General features: G+C 62.5%; 23 protein-coding genes and 1 other annotated feature. Of the genes, 14 read left to right on the top strand and 9 right to left on the bottom strand.

The genetic code is table 11. The features are described 5' to 3' along the window. Positions 1 to 92: 92 nt before the first annotated feature. From hemB to ACEN84_RS15855, 3 genes are all read left to right on the top strand, one after another. Positions 93 to 1,106 carry a porphobilinogen synthase gene (gene hemB / locus ACEN84_RS15865; protein ID WP_413709228.1) on the top strand — a complete coding sequence of 338 codons (1,014 nt, stop codon included), beginning with the start codon at positions 93 to 95 and terminating at the stop codon, positions 1,104 to 1,106. A 71-nt stretch (positions 1,107 to 1,177) separates the two neighbouring features. Beyond that, positions 1,178 to 1,636 carry an RDD family protein gene (locus ACEN84_RS15860; RefSeq protein ID WP_199628801.1) on the top strand — a complete coding sequence of 153 codons (459 nt, stop codon included), beginning with the start codon at positions 1,178 to 1,180 and terminating at the stop codon, positions 1,634 to 1,636. Positions 1,637 to 1,803: 167 nt separating this feature from the next. Then, positions 1,804 to 2,580 (top strand): arginyltransferase, encoded by a 777-nt coding sequence (locus ACEN84_RS15855; protein ID WP_413709227.1) that lies wholly within the window; start codon positions 1,804 to 1,806, stop codon positions 2,578 to 2,580. Between the two features lie 70 nt (positions 2,581 to 2,650). On the opposite strand, the gene ACEN84_RS15850 is transcribed toward ACEN84_RS15855, so the two are convergent. Together ACEN84_RS15850 and parC are read right to left on the bottom strand one after the other, a co-directional pair. Then, entirely contained in the window at positions 2,651 to 3,109 is a 459-nt protein-coding gene (locus ACEN84_RS15850; RefSeq protein ID WP_413709226.1) for an SRPBCC family protein, read from the bottom strand. Positions 3,110 to 3,276: 167 nt separating this feature from the next. Then, the gene (gene parC / locus ACEN84_RS15845; protein WP_112718771.1) at positions 3,277 to 5,535 is read right to left on the bottom strand and encodes a DNA topoisomerase IV subunit A; all 2,259 of its coding nucleotides are present in this window, start codon (positions 5,533 to 5,535) and stop codon (positions 3,277 to 3,279) included. A gap of 217 nt (positions 5,536 to 5,752) precedes the next feature. On the opposite strand from parC, the gene ACEN84_RS15840 reads away from it, so the two are divergent. Continuing rightward, the gene (locus ACEN84_RS15840; protein ID WP_413709225.1) at positions 5,753 to 6,940 is read left to right on the top strand and encodes a hypothetical protein; all 1,188 of its coding nucleotides are present in this window, start codon (positions 5,753 to 5,755) and stop codon (positions 6,938 to 6,940) included. Between the two features lie 55 nt (positions 6,941 to 6,995). Here ACEN84_RS15840 and ACEN84_RS15835 read toward each other — a convergent pair whose 3' ends face one another. Continuing rightward, on the bottom strand, positions 6,996 to 8,483 hold the full coding sequence (locus ACEN84_RS15835) for a SulP family inorganic anion transporter (protein ID WP_413709224.1): 1,488 nt from the start codon (positions 8,481 to 8,483) through the stop codon (positions 6,996 to 6,998). Positions 8,484 to 8,550: 67 nt separating this feature from the next. Further along, positions 8,551 to 8,606: a sequence feature (sul1 is cis-regulatory element that is thought to sense ions involved in sulfur or methionine metabolism; They are found in Alphaproteobacteria), on the bottom strand. Between the two features lie 108 nt (positions 8,607 to 8,714). Then, positions 8,715 to 10,505: an aspartate--tRNA ligase gene (gene aspS / locus ACEN84_RS15830; RefSeq protein ID WP_413709223.1), complete on the bottom strand. Its 1,791-nt coding sequence runs from the start codon at positions 10,503 to 10,505 to the stop codon at positions 8,715 to 8,717. 255 nt (positions 10,506 to 10,760) lie between these two features. On the opposite strand from aspS, the gene ACEN84_RS15825 reads away from it, so the two are divergent. The 7 genes from ACEN84_RS15825 to ACEN84_RS15795 all read left to right on the top strand — a co-directional run bounded on the left by ACEN84_RS15825 (position 10,761) and on the right by ACEN84_RS15795 (position 16,837). Then, positions 10,761 to 12,152, top strand: coding sequence for a multicopper oxidase family protein (locus ACEN84_RS15825; protein ID WP_413709222.1), 1,392 nt, complete (start codon positions 10,761 to 10,763; stop codon positions 12,150 to 12,152). A 65-nt stretch (positions 12,153 to 12,217) separates the two neighbouring features. Continuing rightward, positions 12,218 to 12,445, top strand: a complete 228-nt coding sequence (locus tag ACEN84_RS15820) for an amino acid transporter (RefSeq protein WP_112718776.1) — start codon at positions 12,218 to 12,220, stop codon at positions 12,443 to 12,445. Next, a complete protein-coding gene (locus tag ACEN84_RS15815; protein ID WP_281438208.1) occupies positions 12,435 to 12,557 on the top strand; it encodes a hypothetical protein in 123 nt (40 codons plus the stop codon). The genes ACEN84_RS15820 and ACEN84_RS15815 overlap by 11 nt, the downstream gene beginning before the upstream one ends. Positions 12,558 to 12,654: 97 nt before the next feature. Then, entirely contained in the window at positions 12,655 to 13,800 is a 1,146-nt protein-coding gene (gene rnd / locus ACEN84_RS15810) for a ribonuclease D (protein ID WP_112718777.1), read from the top strand. 74 nt (positions 13,801 to 13,874) lie between these two features. Further along, positions 13,875 to 14,948: an adenylate/guanylate cyclase domain-containing protein gene (locus tag ACEN84_RS15805; protein WP_112718778.1), complete on the top strand. Its 1,074-nt coding sequence runs from the start codon at positions 13,875 to 13,877 to the stop codon at positions 14,946 to 14,948. Between the two features lie 45 nt (positions 14,949 to 14,993). Beyond that, a complete protein-coding gene (locus tag ACEN84_RS15800) occupies positions 14,994 to 16,352 on the top strand; it encodes an esterase-like activity of phytase family protein (protein ID WP_413709221.1) in 1,359 nt (452 codons plus the stop codon). Between the two features lie 155 nt (positions 16,353 to 16,507). Then, entirely contained in the window at positions 16,508 to 16,837 is a 330-nt protein-coding gene (locus ACEN84_RS15795) for an HNH endonuclease (RefSeq protein WP_413709220.1), read from the top strand. A 10-nt stretch (positions 16,838 to 16,847) separates the two neighbouring features. Here ACEN84_RS15795 and ACEN84_RS15790 read toward each other — a convergent pair whose 3' ends face one another. From ACEN84_RS15790 to ACEN84_RS15775, 4 genes are all read right to left on the bottom strand, one after another. Next, positions 16,848 to 17,255: a DUF1801 domain-containing protein gene (locus tag ACEN84_RS15790; protein ID WP_413709219.1), complete on the bottom strand. Its 408-nt coding sequence runs from the start codon at positions 17,253 to 17,255 to the stop codon at positions 16,848 to 16,850. Positions 17,256 to 17,328: 73 nt separating this feature from the next. Then, the gene (locus ACEN84_RS15785) at positions 17,329 to 18,519 is read right to left on the bottom strand and encodes a TCR/Tet family MFS transporter (RefSeq protein ID WP_413709218.1); all 1,191 of its coding nucleotides are present in this window, start codon (positions 18,517 to 18,519) and stop codon (positions 17,329 to 17,331) included. Positions 18,520 to 18,778: 259 nt separating this feature from the next. Continuing rightward, the gene (locus ACEN84_RS15780) at positions 18,779 to 19,153 is read right to left on the bottom strand and encodes a VOC family protein (RefSeq protein WP_130282742.1); all 375 of its coding nucleotides are present in this window, start codon (positions 19,151 to 19,153) and stop codon (positions 18,779 to 18,781) included. 4 nt (positions 19,154 to 19,157) lie between these two features. After that, a complete protein-coding gene (locus tag ACEN84_RS15775) occupies positions 19,158 to 19,871 on the bottom strand; it encodes an SDR family oxidoreductase (RefSeq protein WP_413709217.1) in 714 nt (237 codons plus the stop codon). Positions 19,872 to 19,990: 119 nt separating this feature from the next. Here ACEN84_RS15775 and ACEN84_RS15770 point away from each other — a divergent pair, with 119 nt between their 5' ends. The 3 genes from ACEN84_RS15770 (at position 19,991) to ACEN84_RS15760 (ending at position 22,671) form a co-directional block, all read left to right on the top strand. Next, positions 19,991 to 20,890, top strand: coding sequence for a LysR family transcriptional regulator (locus ACEN84_RS15770; protein WP_413709216.1), 900 nt, complete (start codon positions 19,991 to 19,993; stop codon positions 20,888 to 20,890). A gap of 52 nt (positions 20,891 to 20,942) precedes the next feature. Then, complete coding sequence (locus tag ACEN84_RS15765) at positions 20,943 to 21,863, top strand: LysR family transcriptional regulator (protein WP_413709215.1); 921 nt, start codon at positions 20,943 to 20,945, stop codon at positions 21,861 to 21,863. Positions 21,864 to 21,996: 133 nt separating this feature from the next. Beyond that, the gene (locus ACEN84_RS15760; RefSeq protein ID WP_413709214.1) at positions 21,997 to 22,671 is read left to right on the top strand and encodes a glutathione S-transferase family protein; all 675 of its coding nucleotides are present in this window, start codon (positions 21,997 to 21,999) and stop codon (positions 22,669 to 22,671) included. 45 nt (positions 22,672 to 22,716) lie between these two features. On the opposite strand, the gene ppx is transcribed toward ACEN84_RS15760, so the two are convergent. Then, complete coding sequence (gene ppx / locus ACEN84_RS15755) at positions 22,717 to 24,240, bottom strand: exopolyphosphatase (RefSeq protein ID WP_413709213.1); 1,524 nt, start codon at positions 24,238 to 24,240, stop codon at positions 22,717 to 22,719. Between the last annotated feature and the right edge of the window lie 4 nt (positions 24,241 to 24,244).

Here is a 24,244-nt window from a genome sequence, read left to right as displayed (position 1 = left end):
TTGCGCGCCGGCGCGGCCAATCGTCCGGTTTGGTTTTCGAAGATGGCATGATAATGAGCGCGCCAGCAAATGGAATGGCCAGGGACAAGACAATGCAGGACAAGACCCACCTCGTCGACGACATCACCGGACACCGCCGCATGCGCCGCAACCGCAAGGCGGACTGGACGCGCCGCCTGGTGCAGGAAAACCGGCTGACGGTGGATGACCTGATCTGGCCCGTCTTCGTCGTGCCCGGCAGCGGCATCGTCGATCCGATCCCGGCCATGCCCGGCGTCAACCGCATGAGCGTCGACAAGCTCGTCGAAGCCGCCAAGGAAGCCGCCGATCTCGGCGTGCCCGCGATCGCCACCTTCCCGAATATCGAGATGGAGCTGCGCGACGAAACGGGTTCGAACAGCCTCGAGGCCAACAACTTGATCAATCAGGCGACGATGGCGCTGAAGAAGCATGTGCCCACTATCGGCGTGATCACCGACGTGGCGCTCGATCCCTTCACCAGCCACGGCCACGACGGGATCCTGCGCGGCGGCGAGATCGTCAATGACGAGACCGTCGAGCAGGTGGCGCGCGCCGCCGTCATGCAGGCCGATGCCGGTTCCGATATTATCTCGCCCTCGGAAATGATGGACGGCCGCATCGGCGCCATCCGCCGGGCGCTCGATGCCGCGGGCCACCAGAATGTCGGCATCATGAGCTACGCGACGAAATTCGCCTCCGCCTTCTACGGCCCCTACCGCGAGGCGATCTCGACCGGCGGGCTGCTGAAAGGCGATAAGAAGACCTATTATATCGACCCGGCCAACGGCACCGAGGCGATCCGCGATGCGGCACTCGACGTCGAGGAAGGCGCCGACATGCTGATGGTCAAGCCGGGCCTGCCCTATCTCGACATCTGCTGGCGGATGAAGGAAGCCTTCGGCCTGCCGACCTTCGCCTATCAGGTCTCGGGCGAATATTCGCAGATCAAGGCTGCGGCGATGAACGGCTGGATCGATGGCGAGCGCGCGATGATGGAAACGCTGCTCGCCTTCAAGCGCGCCGGCTGCGACGGCATCCTGACCTATTTCGCGATCGAGGTCGCCCGGGCGCTCGCCAAACGCTGAAAAGCGCGCATCATTGCATCTCCGGCCGCCGACACCATATCAGTGGCATCGTTTCACAAAGGAGACCCTAGATGAGCCTGAACCCCAACCCTGTCTATGCCGCACCGGAAGACTGGCGCGCCTATAGCGGGACGCTCAGCCGGCGGGTATTTGCGTTCATCCTGGATTACATCATCGTCCTGCTGCTGTGCATTCCGGCAGCGGTGGTGCTGTTCTTCCTGTCGATCGTGACGCTCGGCCTCGGCTTCTTCCTCTATCCGGCGCTCTTCGTGCTGGTGGCGGGCATCTATTTCGGCCTCACGGTCGGCGGTCCGGCGCAGGCCTCGCTCGGCATGCGCGCCATGGGCATCCAGATGATGCGCGTCGACGGCCGCCCGCTCGATTTCCTGACGGCGATCGTTCACCTGGCGCTGTTCTGGATCCTGAACTCGGTGCTGACGCCGCTGATTCTTCTGGTCGGCCTGTTTACCGAGCGCAGCCGCCTGATCCACGACTTCCTGGTCGGCACCGTCACAGTCCGCACCGCCTGACCGCGGAAATAAAGTCCCCGGCTGGCCTTTGCGGGCCGGTTCGGGGCGCCATATCAAAAAGCTACGACAAAATGATAGCGCGGAGAACCCGGCCGCGCTGTTGACGTTTTTTATTCTTAAGTCATGCTGTCAAGATTGACGGTCACCGAAGGAACCATCCGCGTCAGATGAATACGCAGTCAACGCCATCCCCTCAGTTTTATCTGACGGCACCGGCTGCATGCCCGTATCTGCCGCAGGAGATGGAGCGCAAGGTTTTTACCCATCTCGTCGGCCCCCGCGCCGCCGAAATGAACGATATCCTGACGCAGGGCGGTTTCCGCCGCTCGCAGAACATCGCCTACCGTCCCGCCTGCGAAGCCTGCCGCGCCTGCGTTTCCGTGCGCATCCTGGCGCAGGAATTCCAGCCGACGAAATCGATGAAGCGGGTGCTGGCCAATAACAGCGACCTGATCGCCACGGAATTTCCGGCCCAGCCTTCGAGCGAGCAATATTCCCTCTTCCGCCGCTATCTCGACTACCGCCACCAGCAGGGCGGCATGTCCGACATGACGGTGCTCGACTATGCGATCATGGTCGAGGACACCCACGTCAACACCCGAATCGTCGAATACCGCCGGCGCGAGGAAGGCTCGGGCCTCGAAACCCGGCCGCGCGGCGAACTGGTGGCGGCAGCGCTCACCGATACGATGAGCGACGGCCTCTCCATGGTCTATTCCTATTTCAATCCGGAATATGACCGCCGCTCGCTCGGCACCTTCATGATCCTCGACCACGTCAAGCGCACCAAGGCCCTCGGCCTCCCCCATGTCTATCTCGGCTACTGGGTGCAGGGTTCGCGGAAGATGGACTACAAGACCCGCTACCAGCCGCAGGAGCATCTGACGCCACGCGGATGGGAGCGTTTCGATCCATCGGTGTTGGAAGAGAGTGGCGGGGAGTAAGGCGGCCCCTGCTCTGCGTGAGCAGCGCGGCACTGCATAACGACAACGCCGCGCCAGCTTTGGCGAAAAGCTAGCTCGCCAGCCGATCGACCTGGTCGACCTCCCGCTCCAACCCTTCCATCACATGTGCCCAGCCCTGGCGGGTCTTTTCCTCGTGAGCGGACCATTCGGAGCACATTTCGTGCGTCAGCGTCAGGCGGCAGCCGCTGCCGAGCGGTTCGAGGTCGATCTGGACGCGGTCGGTGCAGTGGTCGTGATCTTCGACGGAGAAGCTGAAAACCATGCGTTTCGGGCGGTGAAGGTCGAGGAAGATGCCGCTGTGGCAGGCATCGCCGGTCGGGCGCCGGTCGACGACGAGGAAGCAGCCGCCCACATGGGCGTCGATCTCGGCGCGGATGACATGGCCGTCATCGGTAGCAAAAAGGAAGCGCTTGGCGATCGCAGGATTCAGCCAGGCGTCATAGACGACGGACGGCGGCGCCTTGTAGCTATGCGTAACGGTAAGTTTGATCTTTTCGGCGGCAGACATTGATTTTTTCCTCCGTGTTTTGGGCTCAGAGCACACCGCAAGGCATTGCCTTGCGGGGCCATTCCGTCCGCCTTTCGGAATGGAGCCGTTCCCAGTTTTTGGTGACAGAACTGAGATAGAGGAAGCGAGCCGCCCGCCAAGGGCGGATCGCCAAATTGTTACCAATGTCAGCCGGCGAACTTGCCGCTGCGCGGGAAACCCTTCGGAACGGTGCGTCCGGCCGTTGCGCGGTCGGCCAGCCATTCGGCCAGCTCGTCCTTGTTCTTGTTGAACATACGGCCTGCGCTGTCTTCCCAGGAGAGGCCGGCATCGATCGCAAAGCAGCGGACGTCGGAGATCCCGCCATCCTTGTAGCGCTGCAGGCGAACGCCCTTGCCGCGGGCCATTTCCGGCACCTGCGCCAGCGGGAATACCAGCATCTTGCGGTTCTCGCCGACGACGGCGACGTGATCGCCGCTGACCGGAACGATCAGCTTGGTTTCATCCGGCATCGAGACGTTCATGATCTGCTTGCCCTTGCGGGTATTGGCAGCCATCTCGCCTTCCGCCACGACGAAGCCGTTGCCGGCCGTCGAAACGATCAGCTGCTTGCGCTGGGGATCGTGAACGAAGGCGGTGAGCACGTCCTGGTCGTTGTCCATATCGATCATGATGCGCAGCGGCTCGCCATGGCCGCGCCCGCCGGGCAGCTTGTCGCCGCCGAGGGTGAATGCCTTGCCGCCGGTGGTGACGATCAGGATCTTGTCTGTGGTCTGCGCCGGGAACGCCACCTTCAGCGCGTCGCCTTCCTTGAAGGTCAGCGATGCCGTGTCGGAGATGTGGCCCTTGAGAGCACGGATCCAACCCTTTTCGGAGACGACGACGGTGATCGGTTCCTTCTCGATCATCGCCTGCTGGATCGCCTCTTCGTCGGCTTCCGGCGCATCGGCAAACTGGGTGCGGCGGCGGCCGAGTTCGGTCGCCTTGGCAAACTTCTTCTTCACCTCGCCGATTTCCCAGGCAACGGTCTGCCACTGCTTCTCGTCGGAAGCGAGCAGCGCCTCGATGCCGGCCTTTTCGGCGGTGAGTTCGTCGAACTCCTTGCGGATTTCGAATTCCTCGAGCTTACGCAGCGAGCGCAGGCGCATGTTGAGGATGGCTTCGACCTGGATTTCGGTCAGATCCCAGCGGGCGACCATCACCGGCTTCGGCTCGTCTTCCTCACGGATGATGCGGATGACTTCGTCGATATTCAGATAAGCGATCAACAGACCGCCGAGAATTTCGAGACGTCTTTCGATCGCGGCGAGACGGAAGCGCGAGCGACGCTGCAGCACGTCGCGGCGGTGGTCGAGCCATTCCTTGAGAACCTCGTTCAGCGCCATGACGCGCGGAATGCGGCCCATGGAGAGAACGTTCATGTTCAGCGGGAAGCGGCTTTCGAGCTCCGTCAGCTTGAACATCGATTCCATCAGGATCGTCGGATCGACGGTGCGGTTCTTCGGCACCAGAACGATGCGGACGTCCTCGGCGGATTCATCGCGCACGTCTTCGAGCAGCGGCAGCTTGCGGGCAAGCAGCAACTCGGCAATCTTTTCGATCAGGCGCGACTTCTGCACCTGGAAGGGAATTTCGGTGACGATGATCTGGTAGCCGCCGCGGCCAAGATCTTCGGTCTCCCACTTGGCGCGGGTGCGGAAGCCGCCGCGGCCGGTCTTGTAGGCCTCGACGATGCTGGCGCGGCTGTCGATGATGATGCCGCCGGTCGGGAAATCCGGGCCGGGAATGAAGGATTCGACCAGCGTCTCGACCGTCGCGTCCGGATGCTTGATGAGATGCAGGGCCGCATCGCAGAGTTCGTGGACGTTGTGCGACGGGATGGAGGTCGCCATGCCGACGGCGATGCCGGAAGAACCGTTCGCCAGAAGGTTCGGGAAGGAGCCCGGCAGAACCACCGGCTCCTCGTCTTCCTCGTTATAGGTCGGGCGGAAATCGACGGCGTCCTGCTCGATACCATCGAGCAGCAGCGCCGTGACTTCGGTCATGCGGGCTTCGGTGTAACGATAGGCGGCGGCGTTGTCGCCGTCGATATTGCCGAAGTTTCCCTGCCCGTCGACCAGCGGATAACGCTGCGAGAAATCCTGCGCCAGACGCACCAGCGCATCATAGACCGACTGGTCGCCATGCGGGTGGAATTTACCGATGACGTCACCGACGATACGGGCGCATTTCTTGAAGGCGGCGTTCGGCCGGATGCCCATCTCGCTCATCGCGTGGATGATGCGGCGGTGGACCGGCTTCAGGCCGTCGCGCACGTCAGGAAGGGCGCGGTGCATGATGGTCGACAGTGCATATGCCAAGTAACGCTCTTCGAGCGCAGCCTTGAGGTCGACCGGAAGGATGCTGTCGTCGTCTCCGCCAGAGGGCGGCAAAATCTCTTGTCCCATAGGCCTTGACTAGCCTAGAAGGCTCTCCACGGCAAGGAATCGGGAGGCTTGCGCCTGTGGATGACGTACCAGAATGACATCATGTGGCCATCAAGCATCGGCACGTCATTTGGACTTCGTTTTCTTTGCCTATCAACTAAAATTTAGAGTTCGCATCAATATAACGCGCGTCGACTTCGCAATAGACTAGCCTTAACCGCCACTAGAGGATTTCGTCATGACCTTTTACCGGACCACCCGGCTTATGCTTTCCGGCGCAGCATTCCTGTCGCTCGCCACCAGCGCATTCGCCCTTGATGGCCAGGATCTGCTGAAGAAGCTCAACGCCGCCTATATCGCCCAGGGCGGCACGCTCGTCGCTGACGGCGTCGATGTCGACGACACGACCGTGACGCTGAAGAACGCAAGCTTCAAGCCTGCGGCCGGCGATGCGCTGAAGATCGGCGACATCACCATGACCGGCGTCGAGGAAGACGAAGACGGCGGCTACTACATCGAGGAAGCAGCCTTCCCCGACATCAATGTCAGCGAAGAAGGCACGACGATCTCCGCCAGCGACATGAAACTCGGCGGCATCTCGATCCCGGCCGATGCAACCGGCGACGGCGTCGATTCCATGCTGCTCTACGAGACGGCCCATACCGGCCCGTTCAAGGTTTCGAAGGACGGCAAGGACATCTTCTCGCTCGGCCAGACCGACATGAACCTGACGCTGCGCGAAGACGAATCCGGCTTCGACTTCGACGGCGCCTTCAAGAACATGAAGGCAGACCTCACCGATGCGCCCGATCCGCAGTACAAGGAAGGGATCGAGAAGCTGGCGCTCGAGCATGTCAACGGCGACATCACGATGAAGGGCGCCTGGGATCTCGGCCCCGGCACGATCGACATTTCCGAATTCGCCTTCGACGTCACCAATGTCGGCCGCCTGAACCTCGCCTTCAAAATCTCCGGCTACACGCCTGCCTTCATGAAGTCGCTGCAGGAAGCCGCCAAGGCCTCTGAAGCCAACCCGAACAAGGAAGAAGCACAGCAGGCTCTCGGCCTCGCAATGCTCGGCCTGCTGCAGCAGCTTTCGTTCAACAGCGCCGAGGTCCGCTTCGACGACGCCTCGATCACCAAGCGCGCGCTTGAATATGCCGGTTCGAAGCAGAACATGACCGGCAAGCAGATGGGCGACGCGCTGAAGGCAATGGCGCCGCTCGCCGTCGCACAGCTCAACGTTCCCGAGCTGCAGAACGCGATCTCGGCCGCCGTCAACACCTATCTCGACGACCCGAAGAACTTCGCTGTCTCGGCTGCACCGGCGCAGGCCGTGCCGTTCCCGACGATCATGGGCGCCGCCATGGGCGCACCGAACACCCTGCCGAACGTTCTCGGCGTGAAGATCAACGCGAACCAGTAAGGTTCAGACCCACTGAAATGCAAAGCCCGGCAGCGATGCCGGGCTTTTTTGTTTGTCAGTGCGAGCCGGTGGAGGCCAGTGCAGCATCACCCTTGTCATGCAGGGCGAACCGGTCGAGCATGCTGGCGCTCGCCTCGTTCAGGCCGCGGAGATCGACAGCGATGTCGCGGCGGCGATATTTCAGGACCACCTTGTCGAGCGCGCCGACGGCGGTGATGTCCCAGAAATGCGCGGCGGTGACGTCGATGACGACTGACGTCACCTGCTCCTCGAAGTCGAAGGCGGCGGAGAAGCTTTCCGCCGAGGCGAAGAACACCTGGCCATCGACAAGATAGGTCCGGATACCGGCTTCCGCATCCAGCGACGAGCGGACATGGAACAGCTTGGCGACCTTGCCCGCGAAGAACACACCCGACAAGAGAACGCCGACCAGCACGCCCTTCGAAAGATCATGGGTCGCAACGACGGTGACGACCGTTGCCAGCATGACCAGCGACGAAGATGGCGGGTTGCGGCGAATGTCGAGGATCGAGCGCCAGGAGAAGGTGCCGATCGACACCATGATCATGATCGCCACCAGTGCCGCCATCGGTACAACGCGCAGGATATCGTCCAGCACCAGAAGCAGAATGAGCAGGAAGGCACCAGCCACGAAGGTCGACAGACGGCCGCGGCCGCCCGACGCGATATTGATGCCGGACTGGCCGATCATCGCGCAACCACCCATGCCGCCGATCAGGGCGGAGGCGATATTGGCGGCCCCTTGCCCGTAGCATTCCGTGTTCTTGTTGCTCTGGGTATCCGTGAGATCATCGACGATCTGCGCCGTCAGCAGCGATTCCAGCAGACCGACGGCGGCAAGGCCGATCGAATACGGGAAGATGATCTGCAGCGTCTCGAATGTCAGCGGCACCTGCGGGATGGTGAAAACAGGCAGGCTGGTCGGCAGCTCGCCGAGATCGCTGACCGTGCGGACATCGAGCCCTAGCATGACCGTTGCCGCCGTCAGCACCGCGATCGCCACCAGCGGCGACGGGATGACCTTGGTGACATAGGGGAAGAGGTAAATGATCAGCAGGGCCGCCGCGATCATCACATAGGTCGTCTGCGGCATGCCGATCAGTTCCGGCAGCTGCGCCATGAAGATCAGGATCGCCAGCGAGTTGACGAAGCCGGTCATCACCGAGCGCGACACGAAGCGCATCAGCCGCCCGAGTTTCAGCATGCCCGCAATCATCTGCAGGATGCCCATCAGGATCGTGGCAGCGAAGAGATATTGCAGGCCATGCTCGCGCACCAGCGAGCCCATCAGCACCGCGGTTGCGGCTGTTGCCGCCGAAATCATGCCCGGCCGGCCGCCGGCAATGGCGGAGACGCAGGCAATGGCAACCGAGGCGAAAAGCCCGATCTTCGGGTCAACGCCGGCAATGACCGAAAAGCCGATGGCCTCCGGGATCAAGGCGAGCGCCACAACGATGCCGGAAAGAATGTCGCCACGAATGTTCGAAAACCATTCGCGCTTGTAAGCGGAGAGTTTGTTCATGTCGGATTGTTCACGAGTTCAGCGCGACCGGACGCAAGTCCGGTTCAACATATTGGAAGATGTTGTGCGTTGTCTGGCGGATCGGCGGCCAGAAGAGCCACCCGGAGTTTCACCGGGTCCGGGGCGAATAGGCAAGCTATACCCATGAAAAACGCCGGCTGCAAGCGGCAGCCGGCGTCGATACTTGCTGAAGGCAAGAGGCTCGCTGTTTGCGGGTCTCTCTGAGATCGATCAGTCTTTCTTCGGCTGCGGCATGACGCGCAGCGACAGTTCCATCAGCTGCTTCGGCGTTGCCGGCGACGGGGCGTTCATCAGGAGGTCCTGCGCCTGCTGGTTCATCGGGAACAGCGTGATTTCGCGCAGGTTCTTGGCGCCGAGCAGCAGCATGACGATGCGGTCGATACCGAATGCGCAACCACCATGCGGAGGCGCGCCGTACTGGAAGGCGCGGTACATGCCGCCGAAGCGTTCTTCGACATCCGCCTGGCTGAGACCGACCAGTTCGAAGGCCTTGACCATTGCTTCCGGCGACTGGTTACGGATCGAGCCCGAGGCGATTTCGAAGCCGTTGCAGACGGCGTCGTACTGGTAGGCCTTGAGCGACAGCGGCTCCTTGGTCTGCAGTGCCTCGAGACCACCCTGCGGCATCGAGAAGGGGTTGTGCGCGAAGTCGACCTTCTTGTCTTCCTCGCTCCATTCGTAGAACGGGAAGTCGATGATCCAGCACAGCTCGAACCGGTCGCGATCGACGAGGTTAAGGTCTTCACCGGCCTTGGTGCGGGCTTCGCCTGCGAACTTGTAGAACTTTGCCGGTTCGCCGGCGACGAAGAAGGCGGCGTCGCCTGCTTCAAGGCCGAGCTGAATGCGCAGGGCTTCGGTGCGCTCTTCGCCGATATTCTTGGCGAGCGGGCCGGAACCGGCAACCTTGCCGTCCTCTTCCTTCCAGAAGATGTAGCCGAGACCCGGCTGTCCCAACGACTGCGCCCAGGCGTTCATGCGGTCGCAGAATGCGCGGCTACCGCCGGTTTTGGCCGGGATCGCCCAGACTTCGACCTTCGGGTTTGCGGCGATCATGCCGGCGAAGACCTTGAAGCCGGAGCCGTCAAAATGTTCGGTGACGGCCTGCATCTCGATCGGGTTGCGCAGGTCCGGCTTGTCGGAACCATACTTGCGGATTGCAACGTCGTAAGGAATGCGCGGCCATTCCTTGGTGACCGGCTTGCCTTCGGCAAACTGCTCGAACACGTTGGTGATGATCGGAGCCATCGTATCCCAGACGTCTTCCTGGGTGACGAAGCTCATCTCGACGTCGAGCTGGTAGAATTCGCCCGGCAGGCGGTCGGCACGCGGATCTTCATCGCGGAAGCACGGCGCGATCTGGAAGTAGCGGTCGAAACCGGCGACCATCAAGAGCTGCTTGTACTGCTGCGGCGCCTGCGGCAGCGCGAAGAAGGTGCCGGGATGGATACGCGACGGCACGAGGAAGTCGCGCGCGCCTTCCGGCGAGGATGCCGTCAGGATCGGCGTCGTGTATTCGCCGAAGCCGGCCGATGCCATGCGGTTGCGGATATCCGAGATGATCTGCGTACGCTTGACGATGTTCTTGTGCAGCGTATCGCGGCGCAGGTCGAGGAAGCGGTACTTGAGGCGAACGTCTTCAGGATAATCGGGCTCGCCGAAGATCGGCAGCGGCAGTTCCTTGGCAGCGGCCAGAACTTCGATTTCCTGAGCGTAGAGTTCGATCTCGCCGGTCGCCATGTTCTTGTTGACGGTGTCTTCGGTACGGGCCTTGACGAGACCATCGATACGGATGACCCACTCGCCGCGAACGGCTTCGGCGGTCTTGAAGGCCGGAGAATCCGGATCGGCGACGACCTGAGTAATGCCGTAATGGTCGCGAAGATCGATGAAGAGAACGCCGCCATGGTCACGAACGCGGTGAACCCAACCGGAAATCCGGACGGTCGAGCCGACGTCCGACTTGCGGAGGGCGGCACAGGTGTGGCTGCGGTAGCGATGCATAATCTCTATTCCCGATGTCTGCTGAGACGGCTGCAAGGGCAAATTTCCACCCTCAAGCGCCGACAAGAAAATCGGGCGGACAAGCGCATGGACGGTCTGATTTGTCAAGACTTGGCGCGAGAGCGGGCCCGTTTCACGGCGGTTTATTACGGCCGGCGATGCCCGCGCCACTGCGGCAGTTTGGCCGGTATTTGCTTATTGATGAAACCGCCAGTCAACTTTAAAGATGGCGCATATCAGCTGCCGGAGCCTCGCATGCCCCTCCTCACCCGCCGAAATCTGCTCAAAGCCTCAGCCGTTGCCGGTGCTTACGGTGTCGGGATCGGCGTTGCCGGGAAGTTCGGCTTTGCGGAAGCAGCACCCGAGCCGCAGCTGTTGAAGGCGGTCAAGACCGAGGCCGTACTGACGGAATTCGGGCCGACCCGGGATATCATGACGTGGGGCGACCAGGGCGTGCCGCCGGTGCTGCGAATGCAGCGCGGCAAGCCCTATGCGGCGCAGCTGGCGAACACCCTCGACGAACCGACGACGATCCACTGGCACGGGCTGCGCATCGACAACAGGATGGACGGCGTGCCGTTCATGACGCAGCCCTACGTCTACACCAACGACAGCTTCGACTATAATTTCACGCCGCCGGATGCCGGTACCTTCTGGTATCACCCGCATTGCAACACGCTGACGCAGATGGGTCACGGCATGACCGGCGTCATCGTCGTCGAGGACGCGGCCGATCCTGCTTTCGATGCGGAAGTGGTGCTCAATCTGCGCGACTGGCGGCTTGGCGGCGACGGGCAGTTCATCGCCCCCTTCCGGCCGCGCGATGCGGCGAAAACCGGCACCTACGGCACGGTGCGCACCGCCAACTGGCACCAGGAGCCGCAATATGACGCGCCGGCCGGCGGGCTGGTGCGGCTGCGCATCGCGATCACCGATGTCACCCGCATCTATTCCTTGAAGATGGACGGCGGCGAAGCCACCGTCATAGCCATTGACGGCAATCCGGTGCCAAAGCGTTTCCCGCTCGATCTCCTACAGCTTGGCCCCGGCCAGCGTCTGGACCTTGCCGTGCGCATGCCCGACAACGAAGGCGCGGTCGCGACGCTCGAAGACATCCGCGGCACGACGCCGAAGACGCTCGCGAAGCTGCGCGCCACCGGCCAGTCGCTGAAGCGCGATGTCGCCGATCTCGCAGCACTCGCCGCCAATCCGGTGCCGGAAGCCGATCTTTCCTCGGCGGAGAAGATCCCGCTGGTGCTGAGCGCCACCGCCGAGAACGCACCCGTCGACAGCATCTGCGGCACGCTGGGCTACAGCTTCTGGGCCATCAACAAGGTGCCGTGGCCGGGCGACACCCCCGATCCGACGGCGCCGCTCGCCGAACTCAAGCAGGGCAAGAGCTATATCTTCCAGCTTGAAAACGTCACCCCTCACCTGCACCCGATCCATCTGCACGGCATGAGCTTCAAGGTCATCTCGTCCTCAACGCGCGAGGTCATGCCCGTGGTGTCCGACACCTACCTGATCCAGCCCGATGAAAAGGTGCAGCTTGCCTTCGTCGCCGATAATCCCGGCGACTGGCTGCTGCATTGCCATATCATCGAGCATCAGAAGACGGGGATGACGAGCTACGTCAGGGTTGCCTAGGGCGATTGCGTGATGAGCGCATAGATTGTATCAAGGTGTAAGAGACACCTTTCGAGCAATCCAGCATGAGCCTTGTAGAAAACGAGCGAACCAAACTTACCGCGACCTTCCTCAATGGCATTGCCATTGCCGTCTTCGCGGTCGGCTCCTTTGCTCCGACGATTGCAAGCCTCGGCGCAACCGGGACGACCTCGACAACCATCCGAATGATCGCCGTTATTTGTCTTCTGGCCTCGGGTGCATTACATTTGACGGCAAGAGGCACACTGAGAGGATTGAGAAATGACAACTGATCAGTTCATCAATTTTCTGATCATGCCTGTAGGCGGGCTGATCTTCGGCCTCATTGCGCTCTATGCCACGCGCAACAAGCGCGGCAAGGATGAAATGCGTCCCGGCAAATAGCGGCTTCTGCGCAACACGCACCGGTTCAACGTATTGACATATCTCTTCGAAAGGAGAAGGAAGGTTAACCGACCTTTTTCCTTGTGAATGAATTGATATGATCGAAACCACCGCCGATTTGGCGGCCGCGTGCAAAGAGCTGGCCAAGTCTGACTTCATCACGATCGACACCGAGTTTCTGCGTGAAACGACCTTCTGGCCGGAGCTCTGCCTGATCCAGATGGCAAGCCCGACGACAGAAGTCATCGTCGATCCGTTGGCGAAGGGCATCGATCTGACGCCATTCTTCGAGTTGATGGCGAACACCGCCGTTCTCAAGGTTTTTCACGCCGCGCGGCAGGATATCGAAATCATCTTCAACCGTGGCGGGCTGATCCCGCATCCGATCTTCGACACGCAGGTCGCCGCCATGGTCTGCGGCTTCGGCGACAGCGTCTCCTACGACCAGCTCGTCAGCCGCACCAAGGGCGTTCAGATCGACAAGTCGTCGCGCTTCACCGACTGGAGCCGCCGGCCGCTCTCCGAAAAGCAGCTCGATTATGCGCTGGCCGACGTCACGCATCTGCGCGATGTCTATCTCTATCTCAAGGACGAGCTCGCCCGCGAAGGACGCTCCTCCTGGCTTTCCGAGGAAATGGATATCCTCGAAGCGCGCGAGACCTATGATCTCCACCCTGACGATGCCTGGCAGCGCCTGAAGATGCGCCTGCGCAAGCCGCAGGAGCTGGCGATCCTGAAATATGTTGCCGCCTGGCGTGAACGCGAGGCCCGTGCCCGCAACGTGCCGCGTTCGCGTGTGCTGAAGGACGACGCGATCTATGAGATCGCCCAGCAGCAACCGAAGGACACCGAGGCGCTTGGCCGCTTGAGAACCATCCCGAAGGGCTGGGAGCGATCCTCCTCGGGCGCGGCCGTCCTCGAAGCCGTCAACGAAGCGCTGGCGCTGCCGAAGGCCGACATGCCGCATGTGCCGCGCCACACGCAGGCGCCTGAGGGTGCCGCTGCTGCCGTCGAACTGCTGAAGGTCCTGCTGAAGCTGATCTCCGAAAAGCATGGCGTCGCGCCGAAGGTCATCGCCAATAGCGAGGACCTCGACAAGATTGCTGCCGAAGGCGAGAAGGCCGAGGTTTCGGCGCTGCATGGCTGGCGCCGGGAGCTCTTCGGCGAGCCTGCCCTGCAGCTCATCAAGGGCGAAATCGCGCTGCGCTTTGCAGGCCGGAAGGTCGATACCGTCCTTCTCTAAATTACCTGCCTTCGAAATGCCTTGACCGGCGCCTACATGGCCGGACACTATCAGGCAAATCAAGGCGATGGCGCATGCGGGAAATTTCTCCAGTCCAGAACTGGCTGCTTTTGACGCTGGTCATGGCTGGCAGCGGCGTGCTCTACGACGTCCTGTTTTACGGTGACAGCCGGCCGTTCATCGGCGCCACCTTTGCGCTGTTCATAGGCATGCCGATCCTCGCTTTCGAGCGCAAGGCGATCCTGCGCGGGCTATCGCGGCGTATCCAGAAGCTGCCGACATTCACCTATTTCCTGGCGCAGCTTTTCATCTACGAAGTGCTGATGAGCGCCGGCTTTGCCGTTGCCGGCGTTCTCCTGCGCGCCGTTGGCGCCATCCAGCCGACCTCGTGGATCGAGGCCACCATCCTGCCGTTCAACGTCTTCATGTATGCGCTCGTCGTCTGCGCGGCGATCATCTTCGTCGTGCGGGTGCGCGAGTTGCTTGGGCGAGACGTGTTCCTGGCGATGCTGACCAGCCGCTACCGCAATCCGGTCAGCGAGGAGCGCATCTTCCTGTTCGTCGATCTCGTCGATTCCACGCCCTTCGCCGAGAAGCATGGCGACCTGCGTGCCCAGCAGATGTTGAATTCGCTGTTTGCCGCCTTTGCCGAACCGGTGCGCCGCAACAGGGGCACGATCGACGATTACGTCGGCGATTCCGCCATCATCACCTGGCCGCTTGCGCGCGGCATGAAGAATGGCCGCTGCGTGCGCTGCGTCTTCGATATCCTGAACGCGATCGAGAAAGAGGCGCCAAGCTGGCTGAAGCAGTATGGGCAGGTGCCGCGGTTGCGCGCAGCGCTCCACGGCGGTTTCGTCATCACTGCGGAAATCGGCGTCGATCACCACAAGATCACCTATTTCGGCGACACGGTGAACACGACCTCACGGCTTGAATCGCTCTGCAAGACGCTGAACCGGCCGATCCTCATTTCCAGCGAACTCGCCAACCGGATGACGCTGCCCGACTTCGTCAATGCCGAGGATCTCGGCATGCACGCGCTGAAGGGCCGCGGCCAGGGGCTTGGCGTCATGGCGCTCGCCCAGGCCATTCCGGCCTCTGCACAGTCACCAAAGCTTCACTCAACCGTCAATTCGGCGACATAGATCGGCTGCTAATCGGGACCGCCACTTCATTTTTTGGGGGTCTCCATGAAAAAAGCTCTTTTCGCTTCCGTTTCCTTGTTTCTTTTGATTGCGACGTCCGCTTCGGCCGACCAGCAGGAATTTACCGCCACTCTTGCTGGACAGGCGATCCTGCCTGCCAACACGATGACACCGGCGCCTGCCGATGCCCCTGAATTTCTCAAGCATTCCGGCAAGTTCACCACGCCGGATCGCAAGCGCACCGAGGCGCTCGGCACCGTGCCGGGCAAGGACGGCGCCCGCGTGACCGATATCAAGCTGCCGTTCGACGGCCAGCCGATCCAGGGCTTCTCCGGCATCAAGACGATGCCCGACGGCACCTTCTGGACCCTCTCGGACAACGGCTTCGGCTCGAAGTTCACCTCGCCGGACTCGATGCTCTTCCTGCACCGGATGAAGTTCGACTGGGCGACGAACAAGGCTGACGTCGTCGAGAACCTGTTCCTCTCCGATCCCAACAAGATCGCCCCCTTCCCGATCGTCATGGAAGGCTCGGACAAGCGCTACCTGACCGGCGCCGATTTCGACATCGAATCCGTGCAGCCGGTCGCCGACGGCTTCTGGCTCGGCGACGAGTTCGGCCCCTACCTTCTGAAGTTCGACACCAAGGGCGCGCTCACCGACGTCATCCCGACGACCGTCGACGGCAAGCCGGTCATCTCGCCCGACAACGCGCTGATCCAGCTGCCGGGCACGCCGGTCGGCAAGAACCCGGTCTTCAACCTGAAGCGCTCCGGCGGCTTCGAGGGACTGGCGATGTCGAAGGATGGCAGCAAGCTTTACGGCCTGCTCGAAGGCGCGCTCTATCAGGACGACGGCAAGATGGAGACGGTTGACGGCCACACGGCGATCCGCGTCATCGAGTTCGACGTCGCCTCGAAGAAGTGGACCGGCCGCAGCTGGTTCTACCCGTTCGAAGACAAGGGTGCCTCGATCGGCGACTTCAACATGCTGGACGAAACGACCGCGCTCGTCATCGAACGCGACAACGGCGCCGGCACGAAGGACAAGGCCTGCGCCGATCCGAAGCAGCCGAAGCCGGATTGCTTCGAGGCTCCGGCCGAGCTGAAGCGCGTCTACAAGATCGAGTTCAACGATGCCAACGCAGGCAAGGCCGTCCGCAAGATCGGCTACATCGACCTGCTCAACATCAAGGACCCCGACAACAAGAAGAAGGCCGGCAGCAAGGATGGCGTCTATGACATGCCGTTCGTGACGATCGAGAATGTCGATCGCGTCGATGCCACGCATATCATCATCGGCAACGACAACAACCTGCCCTTCTCGGCAGGCCGCGCCGTCGACAAGGCTGACAACAACGAGTTCAGCCTGCTCGAAGTCGGCGACTTCCTGAACGCCAAGTAAGCGCCGGATCCGGGTCGCAAAAACGGGGAGCGTCCGGTCACGGCCGGGCGCTCCCTTTGCGCGTCTGGGGTATCGAACCCGCATCTCCACGCGATCCATGTGATGACAGAGCCCCTCCCGGGCGATACCTTGCCCGCCGGCTCAAGGGTATCCTCATGGCAAGGAAGCGCGATCGCGAGGTGAAGTCCTGGTACGAGGCCCCGGCGCCGGCGATCTGTCCGCTCTGCGGGCGCGTCGTGCCGGAGGATCAGCGTGACGAGCATCATCTGGTGCCGAAGAGCCGCGGCGGGCGTGAGACGCAGGTGCTGCACCGCATCTGCCACCGCCAGATCCATGCGCTGTTCTCGGAAGCGGAGCTGGAGAAATCCTATCCGACGATCCCGCAGCTGTTGGAACATCCGGCCATCCTGAAATTCGTCGCCTGGGTGCGCAAGAAGCCGCCGGGCTTCTACGACGGGACGCGGAAAAGCGGTCTGCGGCGGTGATCGCGCGGCGTCACATCTTGACGCCCGGCAATGCCGCCGCCTGCCTGATCCATGCGGCAAACTGCGCCTCATCCATCGCGTCTGTCTCGCGGATATCGAGATAGCGGACCTCGGCCTGTTTCGATTGTCCGGGCGGGATGGGATCGAGCAAGCCGCCCTGGAAGAACGAGACCTTCACGTATTTCTCGAAGCAGTGGAGACCGAGAAACCAGGTCTTCTCGCCTGCCCCATAAAGCGGCGAGTTCCATTTGACCGCCTTGCGCACGCCGGGAAGGGCCTGCTGCACCAGCCGATCGATATTGCGGCAGACCTCCTGCTTCCAGCCGGGCACGGCGTCGATATAGGCCTGGACCGGAGCGTCGCCCTCCCCCTTCGGTATCTGCGGGTTGCCGCCCGCCAGCAGTTTCGGCTTTTCCAACGGTGTCCTCCTTCCGTTTCAGTGAAGGAGCCTAGCAGAAGGCGGGCTCTCTGTCCGCCTTCTGCCGGCCGTGTCAGGCGGGCATCGGCTCGCGCTTGGCGAGCTTCAGGCCGAGAACCAGCGGAATGCCGATCGCATAGAGCGCGACAACCGAGAGCCAGACGGCGCCCGGCCAGGCATCGCGCACGGCGAAATAGAAGCTCGAAAAGCCGAGCGGCGCGATGATCGAGGCAAGGCTGACGACGGAGGCGAGCACGCCCTGGAACTGGCCCTGCTGGTCTTCGCCGACCTGGCGGGTCGCCAGTGACTGCAGCGCGGGAACACCGATGCCGCCGAGGGCAAAGAGCGGCATGATCGCAAAGATCATCCAGCCCTCGGTCGCAAAGGCCATGACGGCAAGCGCGATGCAGACGGCGCCGACGCCGGTGAGGATGGCCGTGCGCTCGCCGAGCAGCTTGACGGCGGGCCCTGGCAGGAAAGCCTGCGACAAGGTCTGGCAGATGCCGAAGGTGCCGAGCGAAAGCCCGATCCAGAGGCCGTTCCAGTGGAAGGCATCGCTGCCCCATAGCGCCCAGCAGGTGCCGTAGGCTTCGCCGGTGCCGCTGAAGACAAAGAAGATCAGGATCACCGGCAACAGGCTCTTCATCGAGAAGATCCAGCGCAGCGGCCGCAACGGATTGAGCGCGGCAAGATCGATCCTCTCGCGGCTCGGCTTGCGCGTTTCCGGCAGCACGGCGAATGCCAGCAGGAGATTGGCAGCGTTCAGCACTGCCGCGGCGATGAAGGGCAGCCGCAGCCAATAGTCCCCGAGCGCGCCGCCAAGGACGGGGCCGATGATGAAACCGATGCCGAACATGGCGTTCAGCAGGCCGAAGCGTCTGGCGCGCATCTCGGGCGGCGAGATATCGGTCACGTAGGCGGTGGCGACGGAAACATTGGCGCTGGTCAGCCCGGCAATGGCACGGCCGATCAGCAGCAGCCAGAGATTGGGCGCGAAGGCGAGCACCAGATAGTTGATGGCCGCGCCGCCAAGCGAGATCAGCAGAACGGGGCGGCGGCCGAGCCGGTCGCTGAGCGCGCCGAGAACGGGCGCAAAGACGAACTGCATGGCGGCATAAAGCGCGGTCATGATGCCGATATACTGGGCCACCTTATCGGCATGGGTGACCTCCTGCAGCAGCGAGGGGAGAATGGGGAAGATGAGGCCAATGCCGACGGCATCGAGGACAATGGCAGTGAGTATGACAACAAGCGGTTTGTTCATGGCGCGATCCTATCGACGCAAACGCGCGGCGCGCACGCCGGGAGCTTGCGATTGGGGCCTGACGAGGTCAGGCATTACAGGTTTGGGAAACGCTGGCCGAACCATGCGCATAGCGGGCATGGCTGACTTGTACTCGGCCGCCTGGACGACAATTCGTCCACCTGTTTACTCACGCCGATGGCGGATCAAGGGAAGCAGCCGCTTTTCGCGACCGGGATGATGTACACCCGGCCGCAGGCTGCGGCAAGCCCTGCTCCATTCAGTTGACCGCTTCGCCTTCGCGGAAGACGAGCTCAAGGAGGATGCCGCCCGGCGTGCGGACGAAGAGCCGGCGCTCGCCGAGATCCGGCAGATCCATGGTGGAATAGGGTATGGCTGCGGTGTCGAGCTTCCGGCGATAGGCGTCATAGCCTTCCAGCCGGAAGCCGACATGGTCGATCGTCTCCGCATTGCGGCCAACGGCGGCGCCGCCACCGGGGATCAGGTGAACGACAGGTTCGCCGCCGCTATAGAGCCAGTAGCCGGGGAAGCCGAAATCGGGTCGGCTTCCCGTGGTCAGGCCGAGCAGGTCTTCGAGAAAACGCCTGGTCGCCTCCAGATCGGCAGTGCGTAGCGTAACGTGATCGATGAGCATGGCATCACCCGATCACGCCACCGCCATCGACGCGGACGGTCGAGCCGGTTGCGAAAGGCGTCGTCATCAGGAACAAGACGGCATTGGCGATATCGGAAGGCTTGCCCACCGTCTTTGCCGGCAATGAGCCCGCGACACGCTCGAACATCGCGTTGCGGTTCATCTCGTCCATCTTCGACCAGAGCGGCGTATCGATCAGACCTGGCGAGACGGTGTTGACACGCGCCGGGGAGAGTTCGAGCGCGAGGCCCCGAGCCAGCGATTCCAGCGCCGCATTGATGGCGCCCTGGAGCACAGAAGATGCCGAGGGGCGCTCGCTCAGGAAGCCGGAAATGAAGGTCAGCGAGCCGCGTTCGGCAAGCTTTGCTGCCCGGGCGATGCGATAGGCGCCCCAGAACTTGCTCTCCATGGCGCGCTTGGCGTCGTCGAGCGAAAGCTTGCGCACCGGGCCGGAGGGCGTCTGCGCCGCGGAGATGACGATGTGGTCCCATGCTTCGTTTGCCGTGAAGAAGGCGTCGATCCCAGCCTCATCGGCGGTGTTGATGGCGGCGGTGCGTACGCCCTGCCCGATCCGGCTGGCGGCTTCGGCAAGCTTGTCTGCCGAGCGGGATGCGATCGTGACTGCGGCACCTGCGGCTGCCGCCTGCTCTGCAACGGCCAGACCGATACCGGAACTGCCGCCGACCACGAGAACGCGTTGATTTGCAAGGGATGTCATCTGCTGCTCTCCTCTTTGCGGCAACCGTGCCGCCGTTTCGATGAGGGGACAATAGTCCGGCGCCTCTCTTGCCGGAACGGAGATTGTCGTCGACTGTCTCTTGCGATATTAGCAAGAATATGAGCGACAATTTTCTCGACATGCTGGTCTTCGTGCGCGTCGTGCAGGCGCGAAGCCTCTCCGCGGCGGCACGCGAGCTGAACTTTTCGCTGACCGTCGTCAGCCGCAAGCTGTCTCGGCTTGAGGAGAGGCTCGGCGTGCGGCTGGTCAACCGGACGACCCGCTCGCTGGCGCTGACGGAGGAAGGGGCGCGCTTCTACGAACGCTGCGTGCAGATCCTCGCCGAGATCGACGATGCCGAAACGGAGGCGTCGAGCGGCCGCGATACGGCAAGCGGGCTTCTCAAGGTCACGTCGACCTTTGCCTTCGGCTGCCGCTGGCTGGCGCCGATCCTCAAGGAATTCCAGGAGGCGCATCCGGAGCTTCTGGTGCATCTCGATACCGATGACGGCGTCGTCAATATCGTCGAGGAAGGCTACGATCTTGCCGTCCGCTTTGGGGCGCTTTCGGATTCCAGCCTGATCGCCCGGCAGATCGCCCCGAACCGCCGCGTCATCTGCGCCTCCCCCACCTATCTCGACCGCCGCGGGCGACCGACCGCGATCGACGACCTGCCCGGCCATGACGTCATCGCCTTCGGCGAGCCGCCCAACACGCACTGGGTCTTCGCCGACGGGCGCAGCGCCAATGTCCGGTCCAAGCTGACGACGAACAATGGCGAGCTCGCGCATCGCTGGGCGCTGGCCGGTGCCGGGCTGGTGCTGAAATCGATCTGGGACGTGCGCGACGATATCGATAGCGGCAAACTCGAAATCGTGCTGCCGGAGGCGAGGCTCGCGGCAGCGCCGATCCACGTCGTCTTCCCTCACAGCCGTCTGGCGGCGGCGAAGGTCCGGCTGTGCATCGACTTCCTGTCGCAGCGGCTGCGCAAGGCCGCCGTTGCCGAGACAGCGCTATGACCAAGTGGCGAGCTCATGTAATGAGTTCAGCTCCAGATAGGGGAAAGCGCCGTTGAGCCAGCGAATTTCCGATTTCGATGCCAGCCTGCTGATGACATTCGACATGCTTCTGAAGGAGCCGAATGTCACGCGGGCGGCGGCGCGGCTGAACATCAGCCAGTCCGCCCTCTCCGCCCGCCTGAACCGGCTCCGGCATCTGCTCAACGATCCGCTGTTCATCCCCTCCGTCTCCGGCCGCGGAATGACGCCGACGCCTCATGCCGTCGCCCTTCAGCCGGAACTCACCCGGCTGCTGGAGCGCTTCGAGGATTTCGTCAACACCGCCCATCTCTTCGATCCGGCAACGAGCAAGCGGGTTTTCCGGATCGCCGCGACCGATAATCCCGCAGCCATCCTGGCGCCCGATTTCATTCCGCTGATCAAGGCGCATGCGCCCGAGGTCAGGATCGCCTTCACCCTGCCGGACAAATCGAAGATCGCCGGGCTGCTGGAACAGGGCGAAATCGATCTCTTCGTCGGCGCGGCGGAAGACGGATCGAATGAGCTGATATCGAGCACGCTCTTCGAAGAGAAGTTCATGACCGCCCAGAGGCGCGGTCATCCCAGGGGCATGCGGGAGCTGACGCTCGACGAATTCTGTGCCCTCGACCACCTGTTGATCTCCACCAGCGGCGGGCATTTCACCGGCATGATCGACAATGCGCTGGCCGAGACCGGCCGCGAGCGGCGAGTGTCCGTATCGGTGCAGAGCTATGCGATGGCGCCGCTGGTGCTGGCGAGCACCGACTGCATCTGCACATTGCCGCTTCGCTTCCTGAAGCGCTTCACCGATACGCTCGATCTGTTCGAGCCGCCGGTGGCGCTCTCGCCGTTCAGCATCAATCTGTTCTGGCACCCGCGCATGCGCGCCGATCCGGCGCATAGCTGGCTCAGGAAGATGGTGATGAGCGCCTCACGGCCAGCCAAGAGCTGAACGCAGCAACGGGCGGAGATATCGACCGGCGCGCTAGGTGCGATCCACAGGATCGATTGGTCAACATACTCACGCATCGGCATGGTCTCGGCACGCCTTCCCCTCGCGAAGGCCGCGACAAAGGATATAGCCGATGCTTGATTTCTATTTTCACGCGACACCGAACTCGATGAAGGTGGCGGTGCTGCTGCACGAACTCGACCTCGCCTTCAAGGTTCACCCGATCGATATCTTCAAGGGCGAGCAGCACGCGCCCGAGTTCCTGAAGATCAATCCCAATGGCAAGGTCCCTGCCCTCCGCGATGACGGCGTGACGGTCTTCGATTCCCACGCCATCCTGCTCTATCTCGCCGGGAAGCATGGGCGCTTCATCCCTGTCGGAGCCGTCGAGAAGGCGGCGATGCTGTCCTGGCTGCAGCTGGTGGCGACCGGCCTCTCGCCGTTCTCGGGACAGGCGATCCACTTCCTGCACTATGCGCCGGAGGATATTCCCTATGCGAAGAACCGCTACGTGAAGGAGCTGGAGCGTCACTACCGGGTGCTCGACCAGCGCCTCGGCGCATCCGCCTGGCTGGCGGGAGCCGAATACAGCATTGCCGACATGGCGCTGTGGGGCTGGGCGGCGTCTGCCGGCTATGTCTTCGGCGAAAAAGGCTTGGACGACTATCCCAACGTTGCCCGCTTCATGCAGACGATGGCGGAGCGGCCCGCCGTCCAGCGCGCCCTGCTGCTGAAGCAGGAGCATACGTTCAAGCACACGCTCGACGAGGAAACGCGCAAGGCGCTGTTCCCGCAGAACGCCGCCTAGCGGAGGTAAATGGGAATGCGGCCGGAAGACCGCATTCCCTGAGACTTATTCGAAAACGAAGGCGAGGCGCTTGTTGGTGAGCTTCGCAAGCTGCTGCAGGCGGCCGTCGAGGCGTTCGCCGGTGAAGTCGTGGTATTCGTGCGGCACGACGAGCTCGATGTCGATATCGGGCTGCGCCGACTTGCGGAAATGCAGGTTCTTCACCAAGCCCGGCATCGATGCCGAGAACAGGTAGACGACGCGCAGCATGCCGCCCAGCAACTTGGCGCGGTCGACGAATTGCGGGCCGGCGATGGTCGCGAGCGGCGCCGTGGAACCGTCGTCATGCAGACCCTCGAAGCGGTAGTAATTGGTCAGCGCGATGAAGGCGCGGCCGGGGTGGCTGATGCCGACGAAGGACGAGTGGGCAATCAGGTTCAGCGCCTGCAGGCCGCGGTAATCGGGGTGCGCGCGCCAGCTGATATCGGCGAGCAGGCAGGCAGCCTGGCGGTAGCGGGATTCTTCCTCGGTCTCGGCGATACCGAAGCAGGGCATCATCCGGCCGGTCCATTCGGCCAGTTCGCGCGCATGCTCGGGCGAACGGGCACGCAGGATCGCCAGCTCACCGGCCGCGGCCAGCAACGGATCGGCGCGGCGTTCGCCTTCCGACAGCAGCGAATAGAGATAACCTTCGCGAACGCCCTGCGCCGAGAAGGAAATGATCGAGGGCTTCATGGCGCTCAGCACTTCCTTCATGGCGACAGCGCCGAAGGGAAGCAGTGCGCGGCGATGCTTGGAGACCGCCTGGAAGGCAGGGTCTTTGCTGTCTCTTGCGACTTCGACCTGATCGAGAAACTGCATCATGCTGTCGAGCGTGACCTCGTAGCCCTGCATCATGTGCAGCGGATACTGGGTCATCTCCATGTGCAGCTTGGCGATGTTTCGCCAGGTGCCGCCGACGGCATAGAAGGTGCGGCCGGTGCCCTTCCCCAGGATCTTCGTGGCGCTGCGTACATGCTTGCGGGCAAAGCTGCGGGCCTTGTCGAGCGAGCCGCCGGCATACTCCGACAGGCGCAGACCGCCGAGCGGCAGCGTGATGCCGGTGCCGATCTCGCGCTCCCTGATATCGATGAGCTCGAGCGAGCCGCCGCCGAGGTCGCCGGCGATACCATCCGGATGGAAGAAGCCGCTGACGATGCCGAGGGCAGAGAACTTTGCTTCTTCCTCGCCCGAGAGCACGCGCACCTTGCGCTTCAGGATGGTCTCGGCCTTGTGGATGAAATCCGGGCCGTTGGAGGCTTCGCGTGCGGCAGCGGTCGCGAGCACATACATGGTCGCGGCGCGGGCCTGATCGGACAGGGCCTTGAAACGGTGGAGAGCTGTCAGCGCCCGGTTGACGCTGTCCTCGTCCATCTTGCCGGTCAGCGCGATGCCCTTGCCGAGGCCACACAGAACCTTTTCGTTGAAAAGGATCGCAGGCGAGCGCGACATACCTTCATAGATGACTACGCGGATCGAGTTCGACCCGATATCGACGACGGAGACCGGGGCAATCCCTGGCAGGCGCCCCTGGGCTTCTGATTCAACCATGCAG

The organism is Rhizobium sp. Rhizsp82 (assembly GCF_047325115.1).
Classification (GTDB): Bacteria; Pseudomonadota; Alphaproteobacteria; order Rhizobiales; family Rhizobiaceae; genus Rhizobium.
The sequence above is the reverse complement of the archived record's forward strand: the minus strand, read 5'-3'. Positions and strand labels throughout refer to the sequence as shown.

Excerpts from the sequence above, each read along its gene's own strand:
- aspS (WP_413709223.1), bottom strand. The coding sequence starts at position 10,505 with ATGCATCGCTACCGCAGCCACACCTGTGCCGCCCTCCGCAAGTCGGAC.
- ACEN84_RS15835 (WP_413709224.1), bottom strand. The coding sequence starts at position 8,483 with ATGAACAAACTCTCCGCTTACAAGCGCGAATGGTTTTCGAACATTCGT.
- ACEN84_RS15860 (WP_199628801.1), top strand. The coding sequence starts at position 1,178 with ATGAGCCTGAACCCCAACCCTGTCTATGCCGCACCGGAAGACTGGCGC.
- ACEN84_RS15760 (WP_413709214.1), top strand. The coding sequence starts at position 21,997 with ATGCTTGATTTCTATTTTCACGCGACACCGAACTCGATGAAGGTGGCG.
- hemB (WP_413709228.1), top strand. The coding sequence starts at position 93 with ATGCAGGACAAGACCCACCTCGTCGACGACATCACCGGACACCGCCGC.
- rnd (WP_112718777.1), top strand. The coding sequence starts at position 12,655 with ATGATCGAAACCACCGCCGATTTGGCGGCCGCGTGCAAAGAGCTGGCC.
- ACEN84_RS15780 (WP_130282742.1), bottom strand. The coding sequence starts at position 19,153 with ATGCTCATCGATCACGTTACGCTACGCACTGCCGATCTGGAGGCGACC.
- ACEN84_RS15855 (WP_413709227.1), top strand. The coding sequence starts at position 1,804 with ATGAATACGCAGTCAACGCCATCCCCTCAGTTTTATCTGACGGCACCG.
- ACEN84_RS15840 (WP_413709225.1), top strand. The coding sequence starts at position 5,753 with ATGACCTTTTACCGGACCACCCGGCTTATGCTTTCCGGCGCAGCATTC.
- ACEN84_RS15820 (WP_112718776.1), top strand. The coding sequence starts at position 12,218 with ATGAGCCTTGTAGAAAACGAGCGAACCAAACTTACCGCGACCTTCCTC.
- ACEN84_RS15785 (WP_413709218.1), bottom strand. The coding sequence starts at position 18,519 with ATGAACAAACCGCTTGTTGTCATACTCACTGCCATTGTCCTCGATGCC.
- ACEN84_RS15800 (WP_413709221.1), top strand. The coding sequence starts at position 14,994 with ATGAAAAAAGCTCTTTTCGCTTCCGTTTCCTTGTTTCTTTTGATTGCG.
- parC (WP_112718771.1), bottom strand. The coding sequence starts at position 5,535 with ATGGGACAAGAGATTTTGCCGCCCTCTGGCGGAGACGACGACAGCATC.
- ppx (WP_413709213.1), bottom strand. The coding sequence starts at position 24,240 with ATGGTTGAATCAGAAGCCCAGGGGCGCCTGCCAGGGATTGCCCCGGTC.
- ACEN84_RS15775 (WP_413709217.1), bottom strand. The coding sequence starts at position 19,871 with ATGACATCCCTTGCAAATCAACGCGTTCTCGTGGTCGGCGGCAGTTCC.
- ACEN84_RS15815 (WP_281438208.1), top strand. The coding sequence starts at position 12,435 with ATGACAACTGATCAGTTCATCAATTTTCTGATCATGCCTGTAGGCGGG.
- ACEN84_RS15805 (WP_112718778.1), top strand. The coding sequence starts at position 13,875 with ATGCGGGAAATTTCTCCAGTCCAGAACTGGCTGCTTTTGACGCTGGTC.
- ACEN84_RS15770 (WP_413709216.1), top strand. The coding sequence starts at position 19,991 with ATGAGCGACAATTTTCTCGACATGCTGGTCTTCGTGCGCGTCGTGCAG.
- ACEN84_RS15825 (WP_413709222.1), top strand. The coding sequence starts at position 10,761 with ATGCCCCTCCTCACCCGCCGAAATCTGCTCAAAGCCTCAGCCGTTGCC.
- ACEN84_RS15795 (WP_413709220.1), top strand. The coding sequence starts at position 16,508 with ATGGCAAGGAAGCGCGATCGCGAGGTGAAGTCCTGGTACGAGGCCCCG.
- ACEN84_RS15850 (WP_413709226.1), bottom strand. The coding sequence starts at position 3,109 with ATGTCTGCCGCCGAAAAGATCAAACTTACCGTTACGCATAGCTACAAG.